Origin of the sequence: Nostoc sp., assembly GCF_036917135.1 — a bacterium.
Classification (GTDB): domain Bacteria; phylum Cyanobacteriota; class Cyanobacteriia; order Cyanobacteriales; family Nostocaceae; genus Nostoc.
Map to the genome: position 1 here is coordinate 97049 of NZ_JBALEA010000002.1, position 18155 is coordinate 115203.

At 43.4% G+C, this 18155-nt stretch carries 15 protein-coding genes and 1 tRNA gene; 7 read left to right on the forward strand and 9 right to left on the reverse strand.

The genetic code is table 11. The annotated features are described in order from the left end of the window. Nucleotides 1–12: 12 nt before the first annotated feature. Nucleotides 13–249, reverse strand: coding sequence for a hypothetical protein (locus V7K50_RS00440; protein ID WP_334956190.1), 237 nt, complete (start codon nt 247–249; stop codon nt 13–15). 633 nt (nt 250–882) lie between these two features. On the opposite strand from V7K50_RS00440, the gene lepA reads away from it, so the two are divergent. The 3 genes from lepA to V7K50_RS00455 all read left to right on the forward strand — a co-directional run bounded on the left by lepA (nt 883) and on the right by V7K50_RS00455 (nt 5589). Next, nucleotides 883–2694, forward strand: a complete 1812-nt coding sequence (lepA, locus tag V7K50_RS00445) for a translation elongation factor 4 (protein WP_334956192.1) — start codon at nt 883–885, stop codon at nt 2692–2694. A gap of 379 nt (nt 2695–3073) precedes the next feature. Further along, on the forward strand, nt 3074–4261 hold the full coding sequence (locus V7K50_RS00450; protein ID WP_334956194.1) for a glycosyltransferase family 4 protein: 1188 nt from the start codon (nt 3074–3076) through the stop codon (nt 4259–4261). Nucleotides 4262–4545: 284 nt separating this feature from the next. Next, nucleotides 4546–5589 carry a cyanophycinase gene (locus V7K50_RS00455; RefSeq protein WP_334956196.1) on the forward strand — a complete coding sequence of 348 codons (1044 nt, stop codon included), beginning with the start codon at nt 4546–4548 and terminating at the stop codon, nt 5587–5589. Nucleotides 5590–6142: 553 nt separating this feature from the next. Here the strand turns inward: V7K50_RS00455 and V7K50_RS00460 are convergent. Next, nucleotides 6143–7405 carry an HhoA/HhoB/HtrA family serine endopeptidase gene (locus V7K50_RS00460; protein WP_334956198.1) on the reverse strand — a complete coding sequence of 421 codons (1263 nt, stop codon included), beginning with the start codon at nt 7403–7405 and terminating at the stop codon, nt 6143–6145. Between the two features lie 195 nt (nt 7406–7600). Between V7K50_RS00460 and V7K50_RS00465 the strand changes: the two genes are divergently transcribed. Then, a complete protein-coding gene (locus V7K50_RS00465; RefSeq protein WP_334956200.1) occupies nt 7601–8503 on the forward strand; it encodes an ATP adenylyltransferase family protein in 903 nt (300 codons plus the stop codon). 288 nt (nt 8504–8791) lie between these two features. Further along, nucleotides 8792–9871, forward strand: a complete 1080-nt coding sequence (fba, locus tag V7K50_RS00470) for a class II fructose-bisphosphate aldolase (RefSeq protein WP_334956202.1) — start codon at nt 8792–8794, stop codon at nt 9869–9871. Nucleotides 9872–10234: 363 nt separating this feature from the next. On the opposite strand, the gene V7K50_RS00475 is transcribed toward fba, so the two are convergent. The 6 genes from V7K50_RS00475 to V7K50_RS00500 all read right to left on the reverse strand — a co-directional run bounded on the left by V7K50_RS00475 (nt 10235) and on the right by V7K50_RS00500 (nt 15934). Then, nucleotides 10235–11047: a carbon-nitrogen hydrolase family protein gene (locus V7K50_RS00475; protein ID WP_334956204.1), complete on the reverse strand. Its 813-nt coding sequence runs from the start codon at nt 11045–11047 to the stop codon at nt 10235–10237. Nucleotides 11048–11556: 509 nt separating this feature from the next. Next, nucleotides 11557–11880 carry a thioredoxin gene (trxA, locus tag V7K50_RS00480; RefSeq protein WP_334800291.1) on the reverse strand — a complete coding sequence of 108 codons (324 nt, stop codon included), beginning with the start codon at nt 11878–11880 and terminating at the stop codon, nt 11557–11559. A gap of 452 nt (nt 11881–12332) precedes the next feature. Beyond that, the gene (locus tag V7K50_RS00485; protein WP_334956206.1) at nt 12333–13496 is read right to left on the reverse strand and encodes a GuaB3 family IMP dehydrogenase-related protein; all 1164 of its coding nucleotides are present in this window, start codon (nt 13494–13496) and stop codon (nt 12333–12335) included. A gap of 241 nt (nt 13497–13737) precedes the next feature. After that, nucleotides 13738–14268 (reverse strand): YdcF family protein, encoded by a 531-nt coding sequence (locus V7K50_RS00490; protein WP_334956270.1) that lies wholly within the window; start codon nt 14266–14268, stop codon nt 13738–13740. A 470-nt stretch (nt 14269–14738) separates the two neighbouring features. Beyond that, nucleotides 14739–14812: transfer RNA gene (locus V7K50_RS00495), tRNA-Arg, on the reverse strand. 33 nt (nt 14813–14845) lie between these two features. After that, nucleotides 14846–15934 (reverse strand): tocopherol cyclase family protein, encoded by a 1089-nt coding sequence (locus V7K50_RS00500; RefSeq protein ID WP_334956208.1) that lies wholly within the window; start codon nt 15932–15934, stop codon nt 14846–14848. A gap of 32 nt (nt 15935–15966) precedes the next feature. Between V7K50_RS00500 and V7K50_RS00505 the strand changes: the two genes are divergently transcribed. Further along, nucleotides 15967–16596, forward strand: a complete 630-nt coding sequence (locus V7K50_RS00505) for a J domain-containing protein (protein WP_334956210.1) — start codon at nt 15967–15969, stop codon at nt 16594–16596. A 495-nt stretch (nt 16597–17091) separates the two neighbouring features. Continuing rightward, complete coding sequence (locus tag V7K50_RS00510) at nt 17092–17286, forward strand: hypothetical protein (RefSeq protein ID WP_334956212.1); 195 nt, start codon at nt 17092–17094, stop codon at nt 17284–17286. Nucleotides 17287–17305: 19 nt separating this feature from the next. On the opposite strand, the gene V7K50_RS00515 is transcribed toward V7K50_RS00510, so the two are convergent. Next, nucleotides 17306–18001, reverse strand: a complete 696-nt coding sequence (locus V7K50_RS00515) for a LapA family protein (protein WP_334956214.1) — start codon at nt 17999–18001, stop codon at nt 17306–17308. Nucleotides 18002–18155: the final 154 nt, after the last annotated feature.

Genomic DNA, 18155 nt, shown 5'->3' on the forward strand with positions numbered 1-18155 from the left:
TCACAGATAGCGTCAATCGTTCCATTCACCCCGAGGAGGGACAGGGGTACGTACAGGGGTGCGCGTCAACTCATCATCTCTGAGGATTTCACCGCGTAACCACTGGCGAATCGCCACCTCAATCACTTTACTTGGGTCATTAGTGAGATGCTGAATTTGCTCTAATAACTCGGAGTCTAAGCGGACAGCAATTTCTACCTTATCGGTTTGTGTGTTTTCCGCTTCGGTAGTTTTCTCTTGCATATTCATAGATTTATATACTCTGAATTCTGTGAATTGGTTTTGTCTAAAGTTTTGTAAAGTAGTTATATTCATCTGGGCTAGTTCACTGAAAAAAACTTCAAGGGCATATTTACATACTTCCCCGAAATAGCACCAAAGTAACAGCTTTAAGTTTCAAATCGCATTTTTCATATAACTAACTAGACAATGGCTCTAGAGGTTTTGTCGCTAAATCAGTGATTATGGGTAATTAGAGGTCGTAATTGCCCATGATCCCTACATGATCCCTACATGTACTTATTTACATTTATTGTACGCTCCTAGCTGTTGAATACTTGCAGCGACAAATAGACTTTCATAATATTCTTAAAAGTCCACCTATTGAGATCGAAAGTTAAAGATGGGGATTGGGGATTGGGGATTGGGGATTGGGTACTGGGTACTGGGTATTAGGGATTGGGAATTGCGAATTGGGTTATGAAAACTCTTCCCCAGTTCCCCAGTTCCCCAGTCCCCAGTCCCTAGTCCCCAGTCCCTAGTCCCCACTCCCCAGTCCCTAGTCCCTATTAAAAGCAAGCAGCGTCTTGGCTAAGAAAGCATTAAAATACATTAAGTAAATTGCTCTTTTAACTTTGGTTGCTGCTAAGGCAAAGATAGTATATGACTGACGTTCCCGCAGTTCGCATTCGCAATTTTTGTATTATTGCTCACATCGACCACGGGAAATCAACCCTCGCCGATCGCTTGCTACAAGCTACTGGTACTGTTGAAGACCGACAGATGAAGGAACAGTTTCTCGACAACATGGATCTGGAACGGGAGCGCGGCATTACGATTAAGCTGCAAGCTGCCCGGATGAATTACACAGCCAAAGATGGTCAGCAGTATGTGCTGAATTTAATTGATACTCCGGGTCATGTGGATTTTTCGTATGAAGTCTCGCGCTCTCTTGTTGCTTGTGAAGGAGCGCTATTGGTAGTAGATGCGTCCCAAGGTGTGGAAGCGCAAACTTTAGCAAATGTATATTTAGCGTTAGAGAGTAACCTAGAAATTATCCCGGTTTTGAATAAAATTGATTTGCCTGGAGCAGAACCAGAGCGGGTAATTGGCGAAATTGAAGAAATTATCGGTCTAGATTGCAGTGGTGCGATTCTGGCGTCTGCCAAAGAAGGAATTGGTATTGATGAGATTTTAGAAGCGGTTGTTGAGCGGATACCACCACCGCCTAATACGGTGAATGAACGCTTACGAGCGTTAATTTTTGATAGCTATTACGATAGTTACCGGGGAGTAATTGTGTATTTCCGGGTGATGGATGGCACAGTCAAAAAAGGCGATCGCATCCATTTAATGGCATCTGGTAAAGAATTTGAAATTGATGAGTTAGGCGTTCTTTCTCCGACTCAAAAGCAAGTTGAAGAACTGCACGCTGGCGAAGTAGGCTATTTGGGAGCGGCAATTAGAGCTGTAGCTGATGCACGGGTAGGAGATACAATTACCCTCAGTAAGGCAAAAGCGGAGACACCTTTACCAGGTTACGCAGAAGCTAACCCGATGGTTTTTTGTGGGATGTTCCCCATTGATGCCGATCAATTTGAAGATTTGCGGGAAGCCTTAGAAAAGCTTGAACTCAACGATGCAGCGCTACACTACGAACCAGAAACTTCCAGCGCGATGGGGTTTGGCTTCCGTTGTGGGTTTTTGGGTTTGCTGCACATGGAAATAGTTCAGGAACGCCTAGAGCGAGAGTATAACCTAGATTTGATCATTACAGCCCCCTCGGTGGTTTATAAGGTGATCACCCTGAAAGGTGAGGAACTGTATATCGATAATCCCAGCCGCTTACCTTCTCCCAACGATCGCGAAAGAATTGAAGAACCCTATGTCAAAGTAGAGATGATTACGCCGGAAACTTATGTTGGCGCTTTGATGGAGTTGTCACAAAATCGCCGTGGTATCTTCAAAGATATGAAATATCTTGCCCAAGGACGAACCACACTTACCTATGAGCTACCCTTGGCGGAAGTTGTAACTGACTTTTTTGATCAGATGAAATCGCGATCGCGCGGTTACGCCAGTATGGAATATCACATCATCGGCTACCGTGAAAATCCTCTGGTGAAGCTAGATATCATGATTAACGGCGATCCGGTGGATTCTTTGGCGATGATTGTCCATCGAGATAAAGCTTACAACGTCGGGCGGGCAATGGCAGAAAAACTCAAAGAGCTAATTCCTCGCCATCAATTCAAAGTGCCAATTCAGGCATCTATTGGTAGTAAAGTGATCGCCAGCGAACACATCCCCGCCTTGCGGAAAGATGTGTTAGCCAAGTGCTACGGTGGTGACATCAGCCGGAAGAAGAAACTTTTACAGAAGCAAGCCAAAGGTAAAAAGCGGATGAAATCTGTAGGTACGGTGGACGTACCCCAGGAAGCTTTTATGGCTGTACTGCGCTTGGATCAAAGCTAATTTAATCCTCAGAAACGATTGGCTGGTTGCGGCGACATCTCAAGAGAGAAAAAAGATAAAAGACCTAACCCCCCAGCCCCCTTCCCTACAAGGGAAGGGGGAGTCAAAACTTCTTTGTTTTTAGAGCCTGAGTTGCAAAACGGGCGCTAAATTGTCCGAATGACTAAATGATTAATGACCAATCAAGAGTAACTAATTATACCTTAACTTCTATCCCTAGCCTACAGTTGATAACCTTTGATAAGCTTTAACAAAATCACTGTTAAAAAATCTAAAAATTTTAGTAAAAGTACTCACTGCATTCGCCAGACTTGTATTTTTAGGTAAATGTAGTTATTTAGTTATTTAGATATTTGTAAAGTGTCGGGGAGTCTAGTAGATGAAGATATTGGTACTGAGTTGGGAGTTTCCACCAAGAATTGTTGGAGGAATTGCGCGGCACGTAGCGGAGTTATACCCGGAATTGGTAACGCTAGGGCATGAAGTCCACCTAATTACAGCAGAGTTTGGTCAGGCTTCGATGTATGAGGTGGTTGAAGGAGTAAAAATACATCGAGTGCCAGTGGCACATAGTAATGACTTTTTCCACTGGGTAGTAAATCTCAACCTGAGTATGGGAGATCACGGTGGTAAGTTGATCTTAGAGGAAGGTGCCTTCGATTTAATTCATGCCCATGATTGGTTAGTGGGAGATGCTGCGATCGCTCTCAAGCATAATTTTAAAATACCACTAATTGCCACAATTCACGCTACTGAATACGGACGCTACAACGGTATTAACACAGACATCCAGGGCTATATAAATGGCAAAGAAATCTTGCTGGCTTACAACGCTTGGCGGATTATCGTTTGTAGCGACTATATGCGCCAAGAAGTAGAACGAGCGCTATACAGTCCTTGGGACAAAATCGATGTCATTTATAACGGTATCCGAGCTGAAAAGAAACAGCATCACGTAGATTTTCATGCTCTGGATTTTCGCCGCCAATTTGCCACAGACAATGAGAAAATCGTTTACTACCTGGGTCGTATGACCTACGAAAAAGGTGTACCTATATTGCTCAATGCCGCACCCAAGATCCTTTCCCAAATGGCAGGTAATGTTAAATTTGTCATCGTCGGTGGTGGTAATACTGAGCATCTGAAACGCCAAGCCTGGGATTTAGGAATTTGGCATCATTGCTATTTTACAGGTTTTCTCTCTGATGATTACTTAGATAAATTCCAAACTGTCGCTGACTGTGCTGTTTTTCCTAGTCTTTACGAACCCTTTGGGATTGTGGCTTTAGAAAGCTTTGCTTCTCGTGTCCCTGTAGTAGTTTCTGATACGGGTGGATTTCCGGAAGTGGTGCAACATACCAAAACAGGTGTTGTCACTTGGGTGAACAATCCCGATTCTTTAGCTTGGGGAATTTTAGAAGTGTTGAAAAATCCAGGTTATCGGCAATGGCTGGTGGATAACGCTTACGAGGATTTAGAGCGGCGCTTTAGCTGGCCGAAATTAGCCAAGCAAACAGAGCAAGTTTATCAGCAAGTTGTCCAAGAGCGATCGCAAATTGCCTGGTAAAAATTTTATTTGAACTTGGATAATTTAATCGGCGTTCCCAGTTAATTTGCGTTAAAAAACAGTACAAGCCCTGTACGCTGGAAATTTTACCCACTAAAGTGCCACAGTTAAGCTAATGCGCGTCTCAATTGCATATTTTTCGTTAAGACTGTCATTTGTTATTGATTATTTACAAAAGACGACCGATAAATGACTAATGACAAAGGACAAATTTCACGAATAAATAAGCAATTAAAATGCGTAACAGCCTAGCAATAATTGCAGTTTGCTCCAGAAAGCTTAGTATGACAAAGGCATTCCCAAACGTAGCATGGCGCTTGAAGAGTACAGCAATCCAGTTGTTGAAGATGGGAAGCTTCCTCATAACCCGTTTTATCGCAAACTGGAAACGCTACTTCCTGGGCGACACTGTTGATATCCACCCCTCCCCTTCTTTCGATGTCCGTCCTACCTTAGCAGGTCCAGTCCTGAGCTTAGGTGGGGGTGGTCCCGATGTCGATGATGCTATCCAGTGGATGATTAACCAAGTTAGGGGAAGTACGAACTCCGGCACTAAAGTTAATGTTGTAGTTATCCGCACTAATGGTAATCACGATTACAATCGGCTAATTTATGCCATGAAGGGCGTAAACACTGTGGAAACTCTTTTGGTTAGCAATAGACAAGAGGCAAACAAAGCCGATATTTTTGAAAAAGTCAGAAATGCTGATGTGATTTTCTTTGCTGGTGGCGACCAATGTCAATACATCCGCAACTGGAAAGATACCAAGCTGGAAACTGCCGTTAAGTCAGTTTACCTTAAGGGAGGTGGGATTGGTGGCACTAGCGCCGGTGCAATGATCCAAAGTGAGTATGTTTACGATGCTTGTGCTTCTTCCGAAAAAGGCATTGAAACTAGAGATGCACTAGAAGATCCTTACCGGGACATTACTTTTACTTACAACTTTTTCAATTGGAGTAATTTGAAGGGAACTATCGTAGATACACACTTTGACAGGCGGGAAAGAATGGGTCGAATTATGACTTTTATTGCCCGTCAAATTAAGGATGGTGTATCTAGTAGTGTTTTAGGTATAGCAGTAAGTGAAAGTACATCGGTTCTTGTGGATAAAAACGGTTTGGTAAAAGTTATGGGTAGGGGTGCGGCATACTTTGTACTTGGAAATCATCTGCCGGAAGTATGCGAACCCCGAACGCCTTTGACCTTTTCCAATTACAAAATTTGGAAAGTTCGCAGTGGCGACACCTTTAATCTTAAAAACCGACCAACTTCTGGGTACTATCTCAGGAGTGTCAAGAGGGGACGGATTGATTCAAATCCCTATTGAGTGGGGAAGGTGGCGTCCCCTCTGGGGATAAGGGGTAATGAGGAGTGGGGAAGCAGGGGAAGCAGTGGCAGAAGAATTAACGCTCTTTTATTACTCTGGTCAGATTAAATTTGAAACCCTATTTTGACCTTAGTCCGCGCAGGCGGACGAGAGTTTGTGTAGCCGCGATTTCTAATCGCCTGGATTATTCTCTCTCCAGAGTCATAGAAGAGCGTTAATAACCAATACCCAATGCCCCATGCCCAATAAGAGCAGATCCCGTGAAAAGTATTTAAAGCCGTCCTACTAATAGCAGGACGGCTTTATTTTGAGCTTTCTTTGTTTTCTTGAATTTGGTCAGAAACCAATATTGCGTAGGTTTTGGTGCATAGTCATTAGAGATCCCCCTTAGTCCCCCTTAAAAAGGGGGAAAAATAAGCCATTCTTAGCCCCCCTTTTTAAGCAGGGTTGGGGGGATCGATTCAAAACCTACGCAGTATTTGGTCAGAAGCCCAGATTTTTAAGACTACTCATTTGCTACTCAAAAATCGCTCAAAACGGCTGAATAGAACGCTTATTGTACTTGTGTGGGGAAAGCACCAGGTCGCACAGCTATGTCAAGATTCTGACCATTGCGACGTAATTCCATACGTAAATCGCCCCCGACTTGGCTACTTTCTACTACCTTTTGGACACTGCTGGCATCTGTGACTGCTTGACCACCAAGCTTTTGGATTACATCACCAGCACGTATCCCGGCTTTAGCAGCTGGTGAATTGGGGACAACTTTCACAACTAATACACCTTTATCTTCATCCACACTCAAACCACTATTAGGATCTGAGTTGATAGTTTGTTTTAGCTGAGGCGTTAACCCCACCATCTGAATTCCCAGATAAGGATGTTCTACTTTGCCTGTAGCGATTAGTTGACTGGAAATGCGTTGTGCTGTGTTGATGGGAATAGCAAAACCTAATCCTTGTGCCCCTTGGATAATAGCTGTATTCATGGCAATTACCTCGCCACGGTAATTTAGCAGGGGACCGCCGGAGTTACCGGGATTAATCGCTGCGTCGGTTTGAATATACTCTACTCGCTTATCGGGAGCGCCGATTTGATTGCTACTGCGTCCGGTAGCACTGATGATTCCGGTAGTTACTGTATTATCTAGTCCAAGGGGGTTGCCGATCGCGATCGCCCATTCTCCCGGTTGCAATTTATCTGAGTTACCCAAGGCCACTAACGGTAAGTTGTCTGCCTGAATCTTGACAACAGCAACATCGGTCAAGTCGTCTTTTCCTAACACTTTACCTTTAAAGCTACGCCCATCCTTGAGTGTTACTGTCACCGTATCAGCACCATCGACTACGTGGGCGTTGGTGAGAATACGACCATCAGCACTAATAATAAAACCTGAACCAGTACCCCGTTCTACCCGATTCTGTTGTTCTGGTAATTGAGAGCCAAAGAAGCGTTGAAAAATTGGATCGTTAAATTGATCTGGTATCTGAGTTTTTATGGTTCGGGAAGAGTCAATTCGCACCACGGCTGGCCCAACCTTTTGCACCACCTGGATAACAAAGTTAGGATCTGTACCTGCTGCTAATGGAGGAGCCGCACTTACTCGACTCACTGCCAAATTAGATGCGCTTTCAGACACCTGCTGAGAATGTCCAGCCATATACCCACCGGCCAATGTCATACCCGATCCCAGTAGCACCAACGATAGAGAGGCGGCAGCCTTTTTCCAGGGTGATCGATTATGGTATTTGGTATCAGCAGTGTTGGATAAAATGCTATTTGATGGGTGTTCTCCATCGCGAGGTTGGTTTTGCATTGCGGTCTGGAAGGATATTTAGATGTATTACTAATGTAGATATTATTTATGACAGTTTTGTTGCAGAAGTATTGCGCTATTGTGAAAGGTTTGGTATTTTATCTATCAAATCCCACCTTAACTGAACTGTATTGGAATATAGTCGTTACTAGAGCCGCAGAGATTGCGTGTTTCATCCATGTCTGAAGGAATAAAATGACACAGGGTAAAATCTTACTTCAGCCTGGGACTTTATGGACAAGTGTCAAAAAACAGACTGAACATGCTTTTCAATGTGGGGCGTTGCTATCGATCCCGACAGAATTTGAATTTGTCGAACAGGATAACGTGCGCTTTTTAGTGCGGATTTTGTCTAACCTGAATCGCAAAAAAGCCGCCAAGGAGAAACAGGAAAAACAATCTGCTACCTCTGGTGAAGAGTTTAATCCTTTCTTGCCCTACGAAGAGGATTTATTTGTGGCGGATATCTCCCATACCCACCTATGTATTTTAAATAAATTTAACGTCGTTGATTATCATCTGCTAATTATCACCCGTACTTTCGAGGAGCAGGAAAGCTTACTCACTCTGGAAGATTTTACGGCTATGTGGGCGTGTTTGGCTGATTTTGATGGTTTAGCATTTTATAACAGTGGCAAAAGCGCAGGTGCTAGTCAGCGACACAAGCACTTACAATTAGTTCCCCTACCACTTGCACCTTCAGGGTCGCAGATACCTATTGAACCTCTGCTAACATCAGCACAATTTCAGAACTCGAACGGAACTTCAGTAAAACTTCCTTTTGTACACGCTTTCGCACCCTTAAATTCCAATTGGGTGCAGTCGCCATTGACAGGGGGACAAGCAACACTAGAAGTTTATCGGACTTTGCTAAATGCTGTGGGTTTAGATGCCAAGCAATGTGGTGCTTACAATCTGCTAGTGACACGAGAATGGATGTTAATCGTACCGCGATCGCAGGAACATTTTCAGTCTATCTCAGTGAATTCATTAGGATTCGCCGGTGCCCTGCTAGTGAAAAACGCAGCAGAAATGGAGATTCTTAAAGCCCAAGGTCCGATGACCATCCTCAAGAATGTTGCTATTGAGCATTGCTAAACCCCTACTGCGTGGATCTATTTATCAAGAGTCAAATATAAAAATTGGCTGCCATTGACCATCTGGGATACAGGGCTACCAAAGTCCTTAGGCATGAGGTAGCTCACTATACAGCAGGATAGATCAACCATAAGGCATATTTATATGAACTATGCCGTAAACTTTTTCAACATAGATACACGACACTAGTTATAATTTCCTATAAGTTGAAAAAACTCTTAAGATTTAGCGTGATTATTGCGCTTCTCTCATACCGACTAGCTGACAACCACATTAGGAGGACTATCTATGGCGCTTGTACCACTGCGGCTGCTGTTGGATCACGCAGCTGAAAACGGTTACGGCATCCCAGCTTTCAACGTTAACAATTTGGAGCAGATTCAGGCGATCATGAAGGCTGCTGTCGAGACAGATAGCCCCGTAATTTTGCAAGCTTCACGCGGCGCTCGTAATTATGCAGGAGAAAACTTCCTACGCCACCTGATTTTGGCAGCAGTAGAAACCTATCCTCAGATTCCCATTGTCATGCACCAAGATCATGGTAATGCGCCTTCTACTTGCTACTCAGCAATGAAGAACAACTTCACCAGCGTCATGATGGATGGTTCTTTAGAAGCTGATGCTAAGACCCCTGCTAGCTTCGAGTACAACGTCAATGTTACCCGCGAAGTTGTAAATGTAGCTCATGCTTTGGGTGTCAGCGTTGAAGGTGAACTCGGTTGTTTGGGTTCTCTAGAAACTGGTGCTGGCGAAGCTGAAGATGGTCACGGGTTTGAGGGTACACTCGACCATTCACAACTGCTAACCGACCCCGATGAAGCTGTTGAGTTCGTAGAAGCAACCCAAGTAGATGCTTTGGCTGTTGCCATTGGCACAAGCCACGGTGCTTACAAGTTTACCCGCAAACCAACTGGCGAAATTTTGGCCATCAGCCGCATTGAAGAAATTCACCGCCGTCTGCCTAACACCCACTTGGTAATGCACGGTTCTTCTTCTGTACCTGAAGATTTGCTTGCACTGATTAACCAGTATGGTGGTGCAATTCCTGAAACCTACGGTGTACCTGTAGAAGAAATCCAAAAAGGTATTAAGAGTGGTGTACGTAAAGTAAACATCGACACCGACAACCGTTTGGCTATTACTGCTGCTGTACGTGAAGCTTTAGCTAAAAAACCAGAGGAGTTTGACCCCCGTCACTTCCTCAAGCCTTCTATTACATATATGCAGAAAGTTTGTGCTGAACGCTATCAGCAATTTGGTACTGCTGGCAACGCAAGCAAGATTAAGCAAGTTTCTTTGGAAGATTTTGCTGCTAAGTATGCTAAAGGTGAACTTAACGTTGTTACCAAAGCATCTGCTAAAGTTTAATTTTGACAACAAATGAATAGAGGCATAGCGCTGCTATTCTTCTAAAAAACTGAGGATTTTAACGTTGTCAGAAACCGGGTGTTTACCCGGTTTTTTGTTTTATAGCAGTTCTCAATTACATGGAATACAGACCTAACCCCCAGCCCCTTCCCTGCTAGCGTTGGGGAGCAAAATTCAAAGCCTCTCTCCTTTTAGGAGAGAGGTTTGGAGAGAGGTCAAAACTGTACTGCACCCAAGCGAGAACCGCTATATTCATAAGGGCTGGGCATGGCGCATTGGCCATTGCTCTCCGTGTCCCCAATCCCCAGTCCCCAGTCCCCAATACTTCGGCTTCGCTCAGTACAAGTCCCCAGTCCCCAGTCCCTAGAACACCCGATGCTGTAAAGAGGGCATTTGACGGCGGACTTGTTCGAGTCTGGTGGGCTTAATTTCTGCGATCGCAATTCCCGGTTTCTCGCCAGCATCGGCTAAAATTACACCCCAAGGGTCGATAATCACGGCGTGACCGTGGGTTAAACGGCGGGCGTAGTTATTACCAGTTTGGGCAGGAGCAATGACGTAGGCGGTATTTTCGATGGCTCTGGCTTGTAGTAGTACTTGCCAGTGATCTTTGCCTGTAAAGGCGGTAAAGGCGGCGGGAATAAAGATCACATCGGCTCCCTTCTCTGCCAAATGGCGGTACAGTTCCGGGAAGCGGACATCATAACAAATAGAAAGTCCTAAGTTACCAAGTGTTTCTGAGAAATAGACGGGGGGTAGTTGCGTACCAGCTACAACCGTGCTGGATTCACGATAGGTGTTGCCGTCGGGGACATCAACATCAAATAGGTGTACTTTGTAGTAACGGGCGAGTTCTTCACCACTGGGATCGATGAGTAAAGTGGTGTTATAAACTTTGCCTGTATTGTCTACCGGAAGGGGAAAGCTGCCGCCCAAGATGGTAATTTGAAAGCGTTGAGCCATTTTTTTGAGAAATTTTTCACTTTCAATCGCGATCGCATCACCTTGTGCGAGTTTATCTTTTTCTTCTCCCATATAAGAAAAATTTTCTGGCAAACCTACCAATTCTGCACCTTGACGCACGGCAAGCTCTATTAATTCTTCTGCCTGTGCCAAATTTTTATGTAAATCGGGCACACTGGTTAATTGAATAGCGGCGGCTAAATAAGACTTCATAGATTCAACAACGAATAGTTCATTTATTGAAGATAGATTATCAAAATATATCTCTACTTCAACATCTGTGGAACTTAATTAGAAATTTATCAGCCAAGATTTTCTTCTCAGAGACTTGTTTGATTGCTGATTTTAATCTTACTGTGGGTTCTAGCAAACTGAGCAATGTGATTAAACCCTGATAAAAGCTGTCTGATGTGAATATTTCTGTATTACTAAATTTATTTATGGAGATTGTAATGAGTGAATTTTTAATTTTTAGAGAGGGGACGTGACACAGTTTCTGGGTTTTCTGTTGACAGCACTAACGGTGTAAATTCATATTGCAGGAATTAGGGAGTTATTTTTGAGGTAGAAAACTCCCAAAAATATTCGCAATCGTCAACTGTATACAGATGTAAACAAGTTTGAGATACGAGAAATCCGCCACTCTCAAACTTGTTTATAAAAATTAACCTAAAGTTAGAAAAACATGGATAACTCAAGAGGATTTTATTGCCGATTGAGTTTCAAAGATACTTTTCGAGAGTGGAAGCTAATGTACTTTTAGGCACAGCGCCGACCACCATATCCACTTTTACCCCAGCCTTAAAAATCATTAAAGTCGGAATGCTGCGGATGCCATACTGACTAGCAACATTAGGATTTTCATCTGTATTGACTTTTACGACCTTTATTTGACCTTTGTACTGTTCGGAGATTTCATCGACAACAGGAGCTACCATACGGCATGGTCCGCACCAGGGTGCCCAAAAGTCAACTAAAACTGGTACTTCGCTGTCGAGTACTTCTTGCTTAAAACTAGAATCGGTAACTTGTGCGGCTGTTGACATGCCTAAAACCTTCGCCAATAATAATATCTGAGCTTGGTGAAAATTCTACCATAGCAAAAACCTCAGCTTGGGAGTAGAGGATGTACATTTGCAAAGAAGCTCTAGAATTTATCAACAAGGGGCAAGGGGGCAGAGTCAAAACCGAGTGGAATTGTGGGCAATCTGATTCATCCTTTTCCCTTTGGCCTTTACCCCTCTTTTTTATTTACAAACATAAGGAACCGCCCGAACAGTAGTCCGGGCGGAGTGTGGTGTGAGGAGTGAACGGAAACATGCGTCTCCGCTATCTCCATTGTAGGCGACATATCAAATTTTTCCAGCAATTGTTTAGGGGCTGGAAAAATTTCTTAGGGATTGGGGACTAGGGATTGGGGACTAGGGATTGGGGACTAGGGATTGGGGATTAGAATTAAAATAACTCTTTCCCAGTACACAGTACCCACTCCCCAGCTTTATTTCCCCATCCCTAATTGTTGAGCTTTTTGGTAAACTTTACCCTCGGTTAATAAAGAAGGCGCAATTACAACTTCCACTTGCTGCATTTCTTTAATATTTTTCACTCCCAAGGTGCCCATGCTCGTCTTTAAGGCTCCTAAAAGATTGTGAGTGCCATCATCTAGTCCTGCTGGACCAATGAGTATTTGCTCTAGGCTACCAGTGGTGCCAACACGAATCCTGGTGCCACGGGGCAAGACTGGGCTGGGAGTAGCCATACCCCAATGATAACCTCGTCCTGGGGCTTCTGCGGCTCTGGCAAAGGGGGAGCCAATCATCACGCCATCGGCACCGCAGGCGATGCATTTACAAATATCGCCACCAGTAATTAAACCGCCATCAGCAATAATCGGAATATAGTTACCAGTTTCCTTGTAGTAATCATCTCGTGCGGCGGCACAATCGGCGATCGCAGTCGCCTGTGGCACACCCACACCCAACACCCCACGAGAAGTACAAGCAGCACCAGGCCCAATTCCTACCAATACACCAGCCGCCCCAGCTTTTAACAAATTCAAAGTGACTTCGTAAGTCACGCAATTCCCCAACACCACGGGAATGGGCATGGAACGGCAAAATTCTGCTAAATCAAGTGGTACTAAAGACTCTGGTGACAGATGTGCAGTAGAAACTACCGTAGCCTGCACAAAAAATAAATCTGCCCCAGCTTTTGCCACCGCTTCACCATATTTACTAGCACCGGCTGGTGTTGCACTCACCGCCGCAATTCCACCTTGTTGTTTAATTTCCTGAATACGTTGTTCAATTAATTCTGGTTTTATTGGTTCGGCATAGAGTTCTTGCATCAAGGCAACAAATTCATCTTTCCCCACAGAGGTAATCCGATCTAATATTGGCTCTGGGTCAACATAGCGAGTTTGAATCCCCTCTAAATTGAGGACACCTAATGCTCCTAACTCTGACAAACGTACAGCCATACGAACATCTACTACGCCATCCATTGCACTAGCAATTATCGGGATTTCTCGCTCAATATTGCCAATCCGCCACTTAGTATCTGCCAAACTGGGGTCTAGTGTTCTGTTACCAGGGGCTAGAGCAATTTCATCTATTCCGTAAGCTCTGCGAGCTGTTTTTCCCCGCCCAAGTTGAATTTCCACGCTTTAAATTTTCTCAAATCTGTTTAAGCTAGGGTATCAAATTGTGGGATAACTTGGGGCGTTTTTTTCTGGAACTACACTAGACTAGTCCGAATAGTACAAGTTGCTGTTCAGAACTTTGGTAAATGCAAAGTCAGCAAATGAGGAAAAGTTGTTAATTGGTTTGGACGTTCTATTGTTGCAAATCGATAAACTTCTGAATCCGAAGATTTTCAATTCCAAAATCGAAAATTGATTTGATTTACCGTTTATTTTTAGCGGCATCGACACCAGTGTAACCAGTTGCTAACCAAACTATCGCTCTAGCTCCATCACGAATAGATTTTTCGATAGATTCAGGCGGTTTTTCTGAAGGAACTGGCACTGGTTTTAAATAAATACCCCGACTACCTAAAATAATTTCGCCGATGACACAAGCCCGGCGCATGTGGAAGTCTGAAGTAATCAAATAAACGCTCTTGATGCCGCGAGCTTGCAAATCATCCACCAACGTAGTAAAATTAGTAACTGTATCTACTGCTTGATAATCCAAGTGTAAACGTTTGGGATCAACACCAGCCTTGATAAACACTCGTTGGGTGTATGTCCGTGGACTGCCGCCTGTAATCCAAATCGGTATATTTGGATGCTCACGAACGAATTTTGCTGTAAACTTCTCTCGCTCTAAATGTCTCGTTGAACCACCTAACACGACAACAGCTTGCGGCTGTACAAATTGGTTTTGTACTTCTTTGTATCCCCACCAGGTGATTAGCGGTAGGACAAGAGCCATCAAACGAAAAGATTTACCTGTAAAGAGTAGCTTATTCAAGGCTCAATAACTTAATTTACTTAGTCCAAAATTTTCTCCGACTAGAAGAAAAAACAGTTGATAGTAGAGTAGCAAACTTCCAAGGAATCTGCCCAAATTTATATTTGGTTGATTTTCCGGTGACAGCGCGATTAAGCGTGCTGGAAGTTTTTCCCCTAATTGATGGATTATCCTAACCTGTATCGGACGATTCATCAAAGGGTTCTAACCACTTTATATAGTAGGTTCTCGTTTCAATGGGTACTTGGTGGGTTAGTACGGCTTTGCGCCCCGGCAAGTTGCTATATATTAAAGGAATTTCAAATAAAAAACATCCTAAACTTTCTACTGTTATGGGTGTTTTCACCCACACTAGATTTGGGGCGGGCAGGATGCCTACCCCACAAGATGGATAATTTATTTCTTAGAAGTCCCTAATTGTCTGAATATAACGGGACTGGTGCGACTTGAACGCACGACCTGACGCTTAGGAGGCGTCCGCTCTATCCAACTGAGCTACAACCCCAACTGTGAAGCATATATAATTATAGCAGTAGTTTTAGCGAGATTGCCAAGAATTATCCCAAGATCCGCCGCCTACTTCTAAACCACAAAGATGACTTTCTGCTTTTAGGATTATTTGAGATTTACTCCCATTTAGTTCTCGTAACTCTAAATTTAGTTTTCCTTGCATAGTGTCCCGACAACAGTATCTTAAACCTTCTGCGGTGGGCGCGCGTAGAGGTGTGCCAGCTAGATGGGTGGTTCCTGTCAATTCAATTTCGTAATTTGAGTTAGTAGCTTTCATTTGCCATCGACCCCAAGGCTGAATTTGCCAATCTACTTGTGAATTCCAGGGAACGAATTCATAAAACTTGCCTTGATAGTGTAAGCCAATCATTGCTACAGATTCCATCCACCACAGTACACCCCGCCGTCCACCGCCAGCAGTTAATGCTAAGTCGGGTTCGCCTTCAAAGCAATTACAATTTATCCAAAACCATTTTTCAGGAAAAGCACCACCCCAATTTTTCTCTCCGTAGGCTGGGGCGTTGGTGAATTCATAGATTTTGCCATTCCAGTCAATTTTTCCACTGGCTAGACCGTGAGCCATCAATATCTGCCATCCTGGTTCAAAAATCTGCAAGAATGAAAGCCAGCCGGCGGTTGATTGCTGAATGCTATTTTGATTACCCCAGCCGTATACTGGTTGAATTTCATACTGCCAACGGCAATAATTATTGGTGGCGCGTTCGCAAATTATTCCCTGATTTAAGGTGGCTGTGGCTTGATATCCCTCTTGAACATGATGCTCAAACTCTGCTGGGAGCAAGTATAGGGGAGAAATTTGCAAATCAGTCTTACCCCAATGACCTAAACCCAAAACATCGCGGCTACCCCAAAATTTCTTCACATCAGGAAAAGTCCGACATAAATATTCATCATCTGGTCCGAGGATTTGGGCTGCACCGCCACTGTGGGGTTTACCGCCGATGGGGTCTTCAATTGAGTACATAAAGGCGAATGTTTGCCCAATTTCCGGTAGCGTAATACGGTAATACCAGCCTTCAAAGAAGCGGCGATTACTATCATCCCAGTGATAACCAGAATGGGGTGTTTGGAGAGGATTTACGGGAATAGTTAACATAGATATAGTTGCCGATTTTTTCAGTATGCGCGATGTTTAACGACAAGCCGAAACGTCTACGCTTCGAGATAAATGATGCTTATGAAATTCTGGGACTACAAGCCGGTGCATCTCAAGCACAGGTGAAGCAAACTTACCGTCAACTGGTGAAAATTTGGCATCCCGATGGCTTTGTTGATCAAAAGCAAAAACAGGAAGCTGAAGAAAAAATTAAATTAATCAACGCAGCTTACAACAAGCTCAAATCTGAAACTCTATCCGAGCCTCCTATTTCTGAAAATCCATCTTCATCTTCGCCTAAAAATCCCCCAAAAATATCTGTCAATCGTTGGGATGCAGAAACTTTCTATACTTTAGGAGTAGAGAATGCTACGAGAGGAAGATATGAAGATGCGATCGCAGATTTTACCCACGCAATTCGTCTGAATCCTTACTACATTGACGCATATAAATATCGTGGGCTAGCTTGCTCTCAACTAGGATACGAATATAGAGCCGCTTCAGATTTAAATAAAGCTACACAAATAGAACAAGAATTAAAAAATCCGGGTGCGGCGCGGACATTCCGCTCACCTAGATATGTATCAAAACCTAGACCTCTGGTAAAAAGATTTTGTCAATGGATAAAAAGTTTACTGCGGCTAAATCGGCGTTGGAGATAAGAAGCACACCTCCGATGAAAGATCCAGTTTTCTGCAATTCATATTTAGGATTTTCTGTCAAGGTGTAAGTACTACTTATGTGAAATTACTATAAATAATAAACTATAAATTTATCAGAAATGTAGCAACTTTCTGGAAGTAACCTGGTAATTGCCGCATAGCGATCGCTATCCTTAACAAAAAAATTAACGTAACTTGTTTGAAACTTTATTCAAACAATATCTGTCTATTTAAATAATCAGGATTTCTACTCTGGTGGGTAATTTTAAGTATACACAATACTGTGTTCGTAATAGTACGTGTTCGCTATTGTAAAAGTTCAGTTATAACAAGCCCTACTCAATTAAGTGTTTCTAACCAAGGTGTAAATGATGACTTATTTATTGCGATCGCCAAAAAAATCCTTGCAAAGTTGAAGTTTCGACACAAAAGCTACTGCATATTTCACCCCAATAAGCCTGAATGAATAAATATAGTATGAATGAGGTGTCAACCATGACTCGAATTCGTGACGTTGTACAAATAGCTCTAGCAACTGGCTATTTGACAGTAGAAGCTGAAGATCAACTACGACAACTGTTGACTACCCGATATGACTTGGAAGATTTTAATGCTTTCATGACTTTGCAGGAAGCTGCCATGACTGGTAAGGTCAAGCAGGAGTCTAGAGAGCGGTGTGGCATCAAGTAGAGACGTAGCCTACTACATCTCACCGACGGGGGCGTTTACCATCATCTTCCAAATCATCATCATCCTCAAAAAATTCCCAATCATCATCATCCGCTTTGGTAGTCGGTGGCTGATAAGGGGGGACGATTACTCGGTAATCAGCATCATAAACGGATTCAGTTTTTCCCGCAGCCGTATTTTTTGGCTCGCGGTAGCTGTAGGAGTAAACTGAACCAGACTGAGAACTACTTTTGGCTTCTGATTGACGTTCGTAAGTTTTAGAGTCTCTCGGCTGTTGAGCTTGAGGATTGGGGTTAGGTACTGACTCTGAATTTTCATCAAAGTTCCAATCATCTCCACTGCCATTTGTCTCCCAATCATCAAATACATCACTGCTAGGCTCTTCTCTTTTACTAGCTGGTGGTGGAGGAGTGACAGGGCGAGATGTAGGTTCTTCTCTCCGGGTTGTCTTTGCACGAGGCGAAGTTGCGGTTGCTCTATTAGAAGTTTGTCTTTGTCCTGCAACAAAATAATTGGATAAGTTAAACAACGTAGCAATCAATATAGATGTGAAGCCACCAGTGGCAGTACTGAACAAAATCCATATCGCTAGTGGTAATGGTTGAGTTCGCACGCCCAAAAATACTAGCGATAGGGCAGGTGAGAAATTTTGAACTAACAACAGCGTTAGTCCTCCCAGTAACGCCACCAATAGAATTAAGCGAATTACAGCCATAGCAATTTTGTCAGTTGTCAGTTGTCAGTTGTTAGTTGTCAGTGGTCAGTTGTCAGTAATTAGTCTGATTACTCTTCACTAATTACTGTTCACTGACTACTGACACTATCAGCCATCTCTATCATTACCCTTTTAAGACTATTTTGAAAAAGGG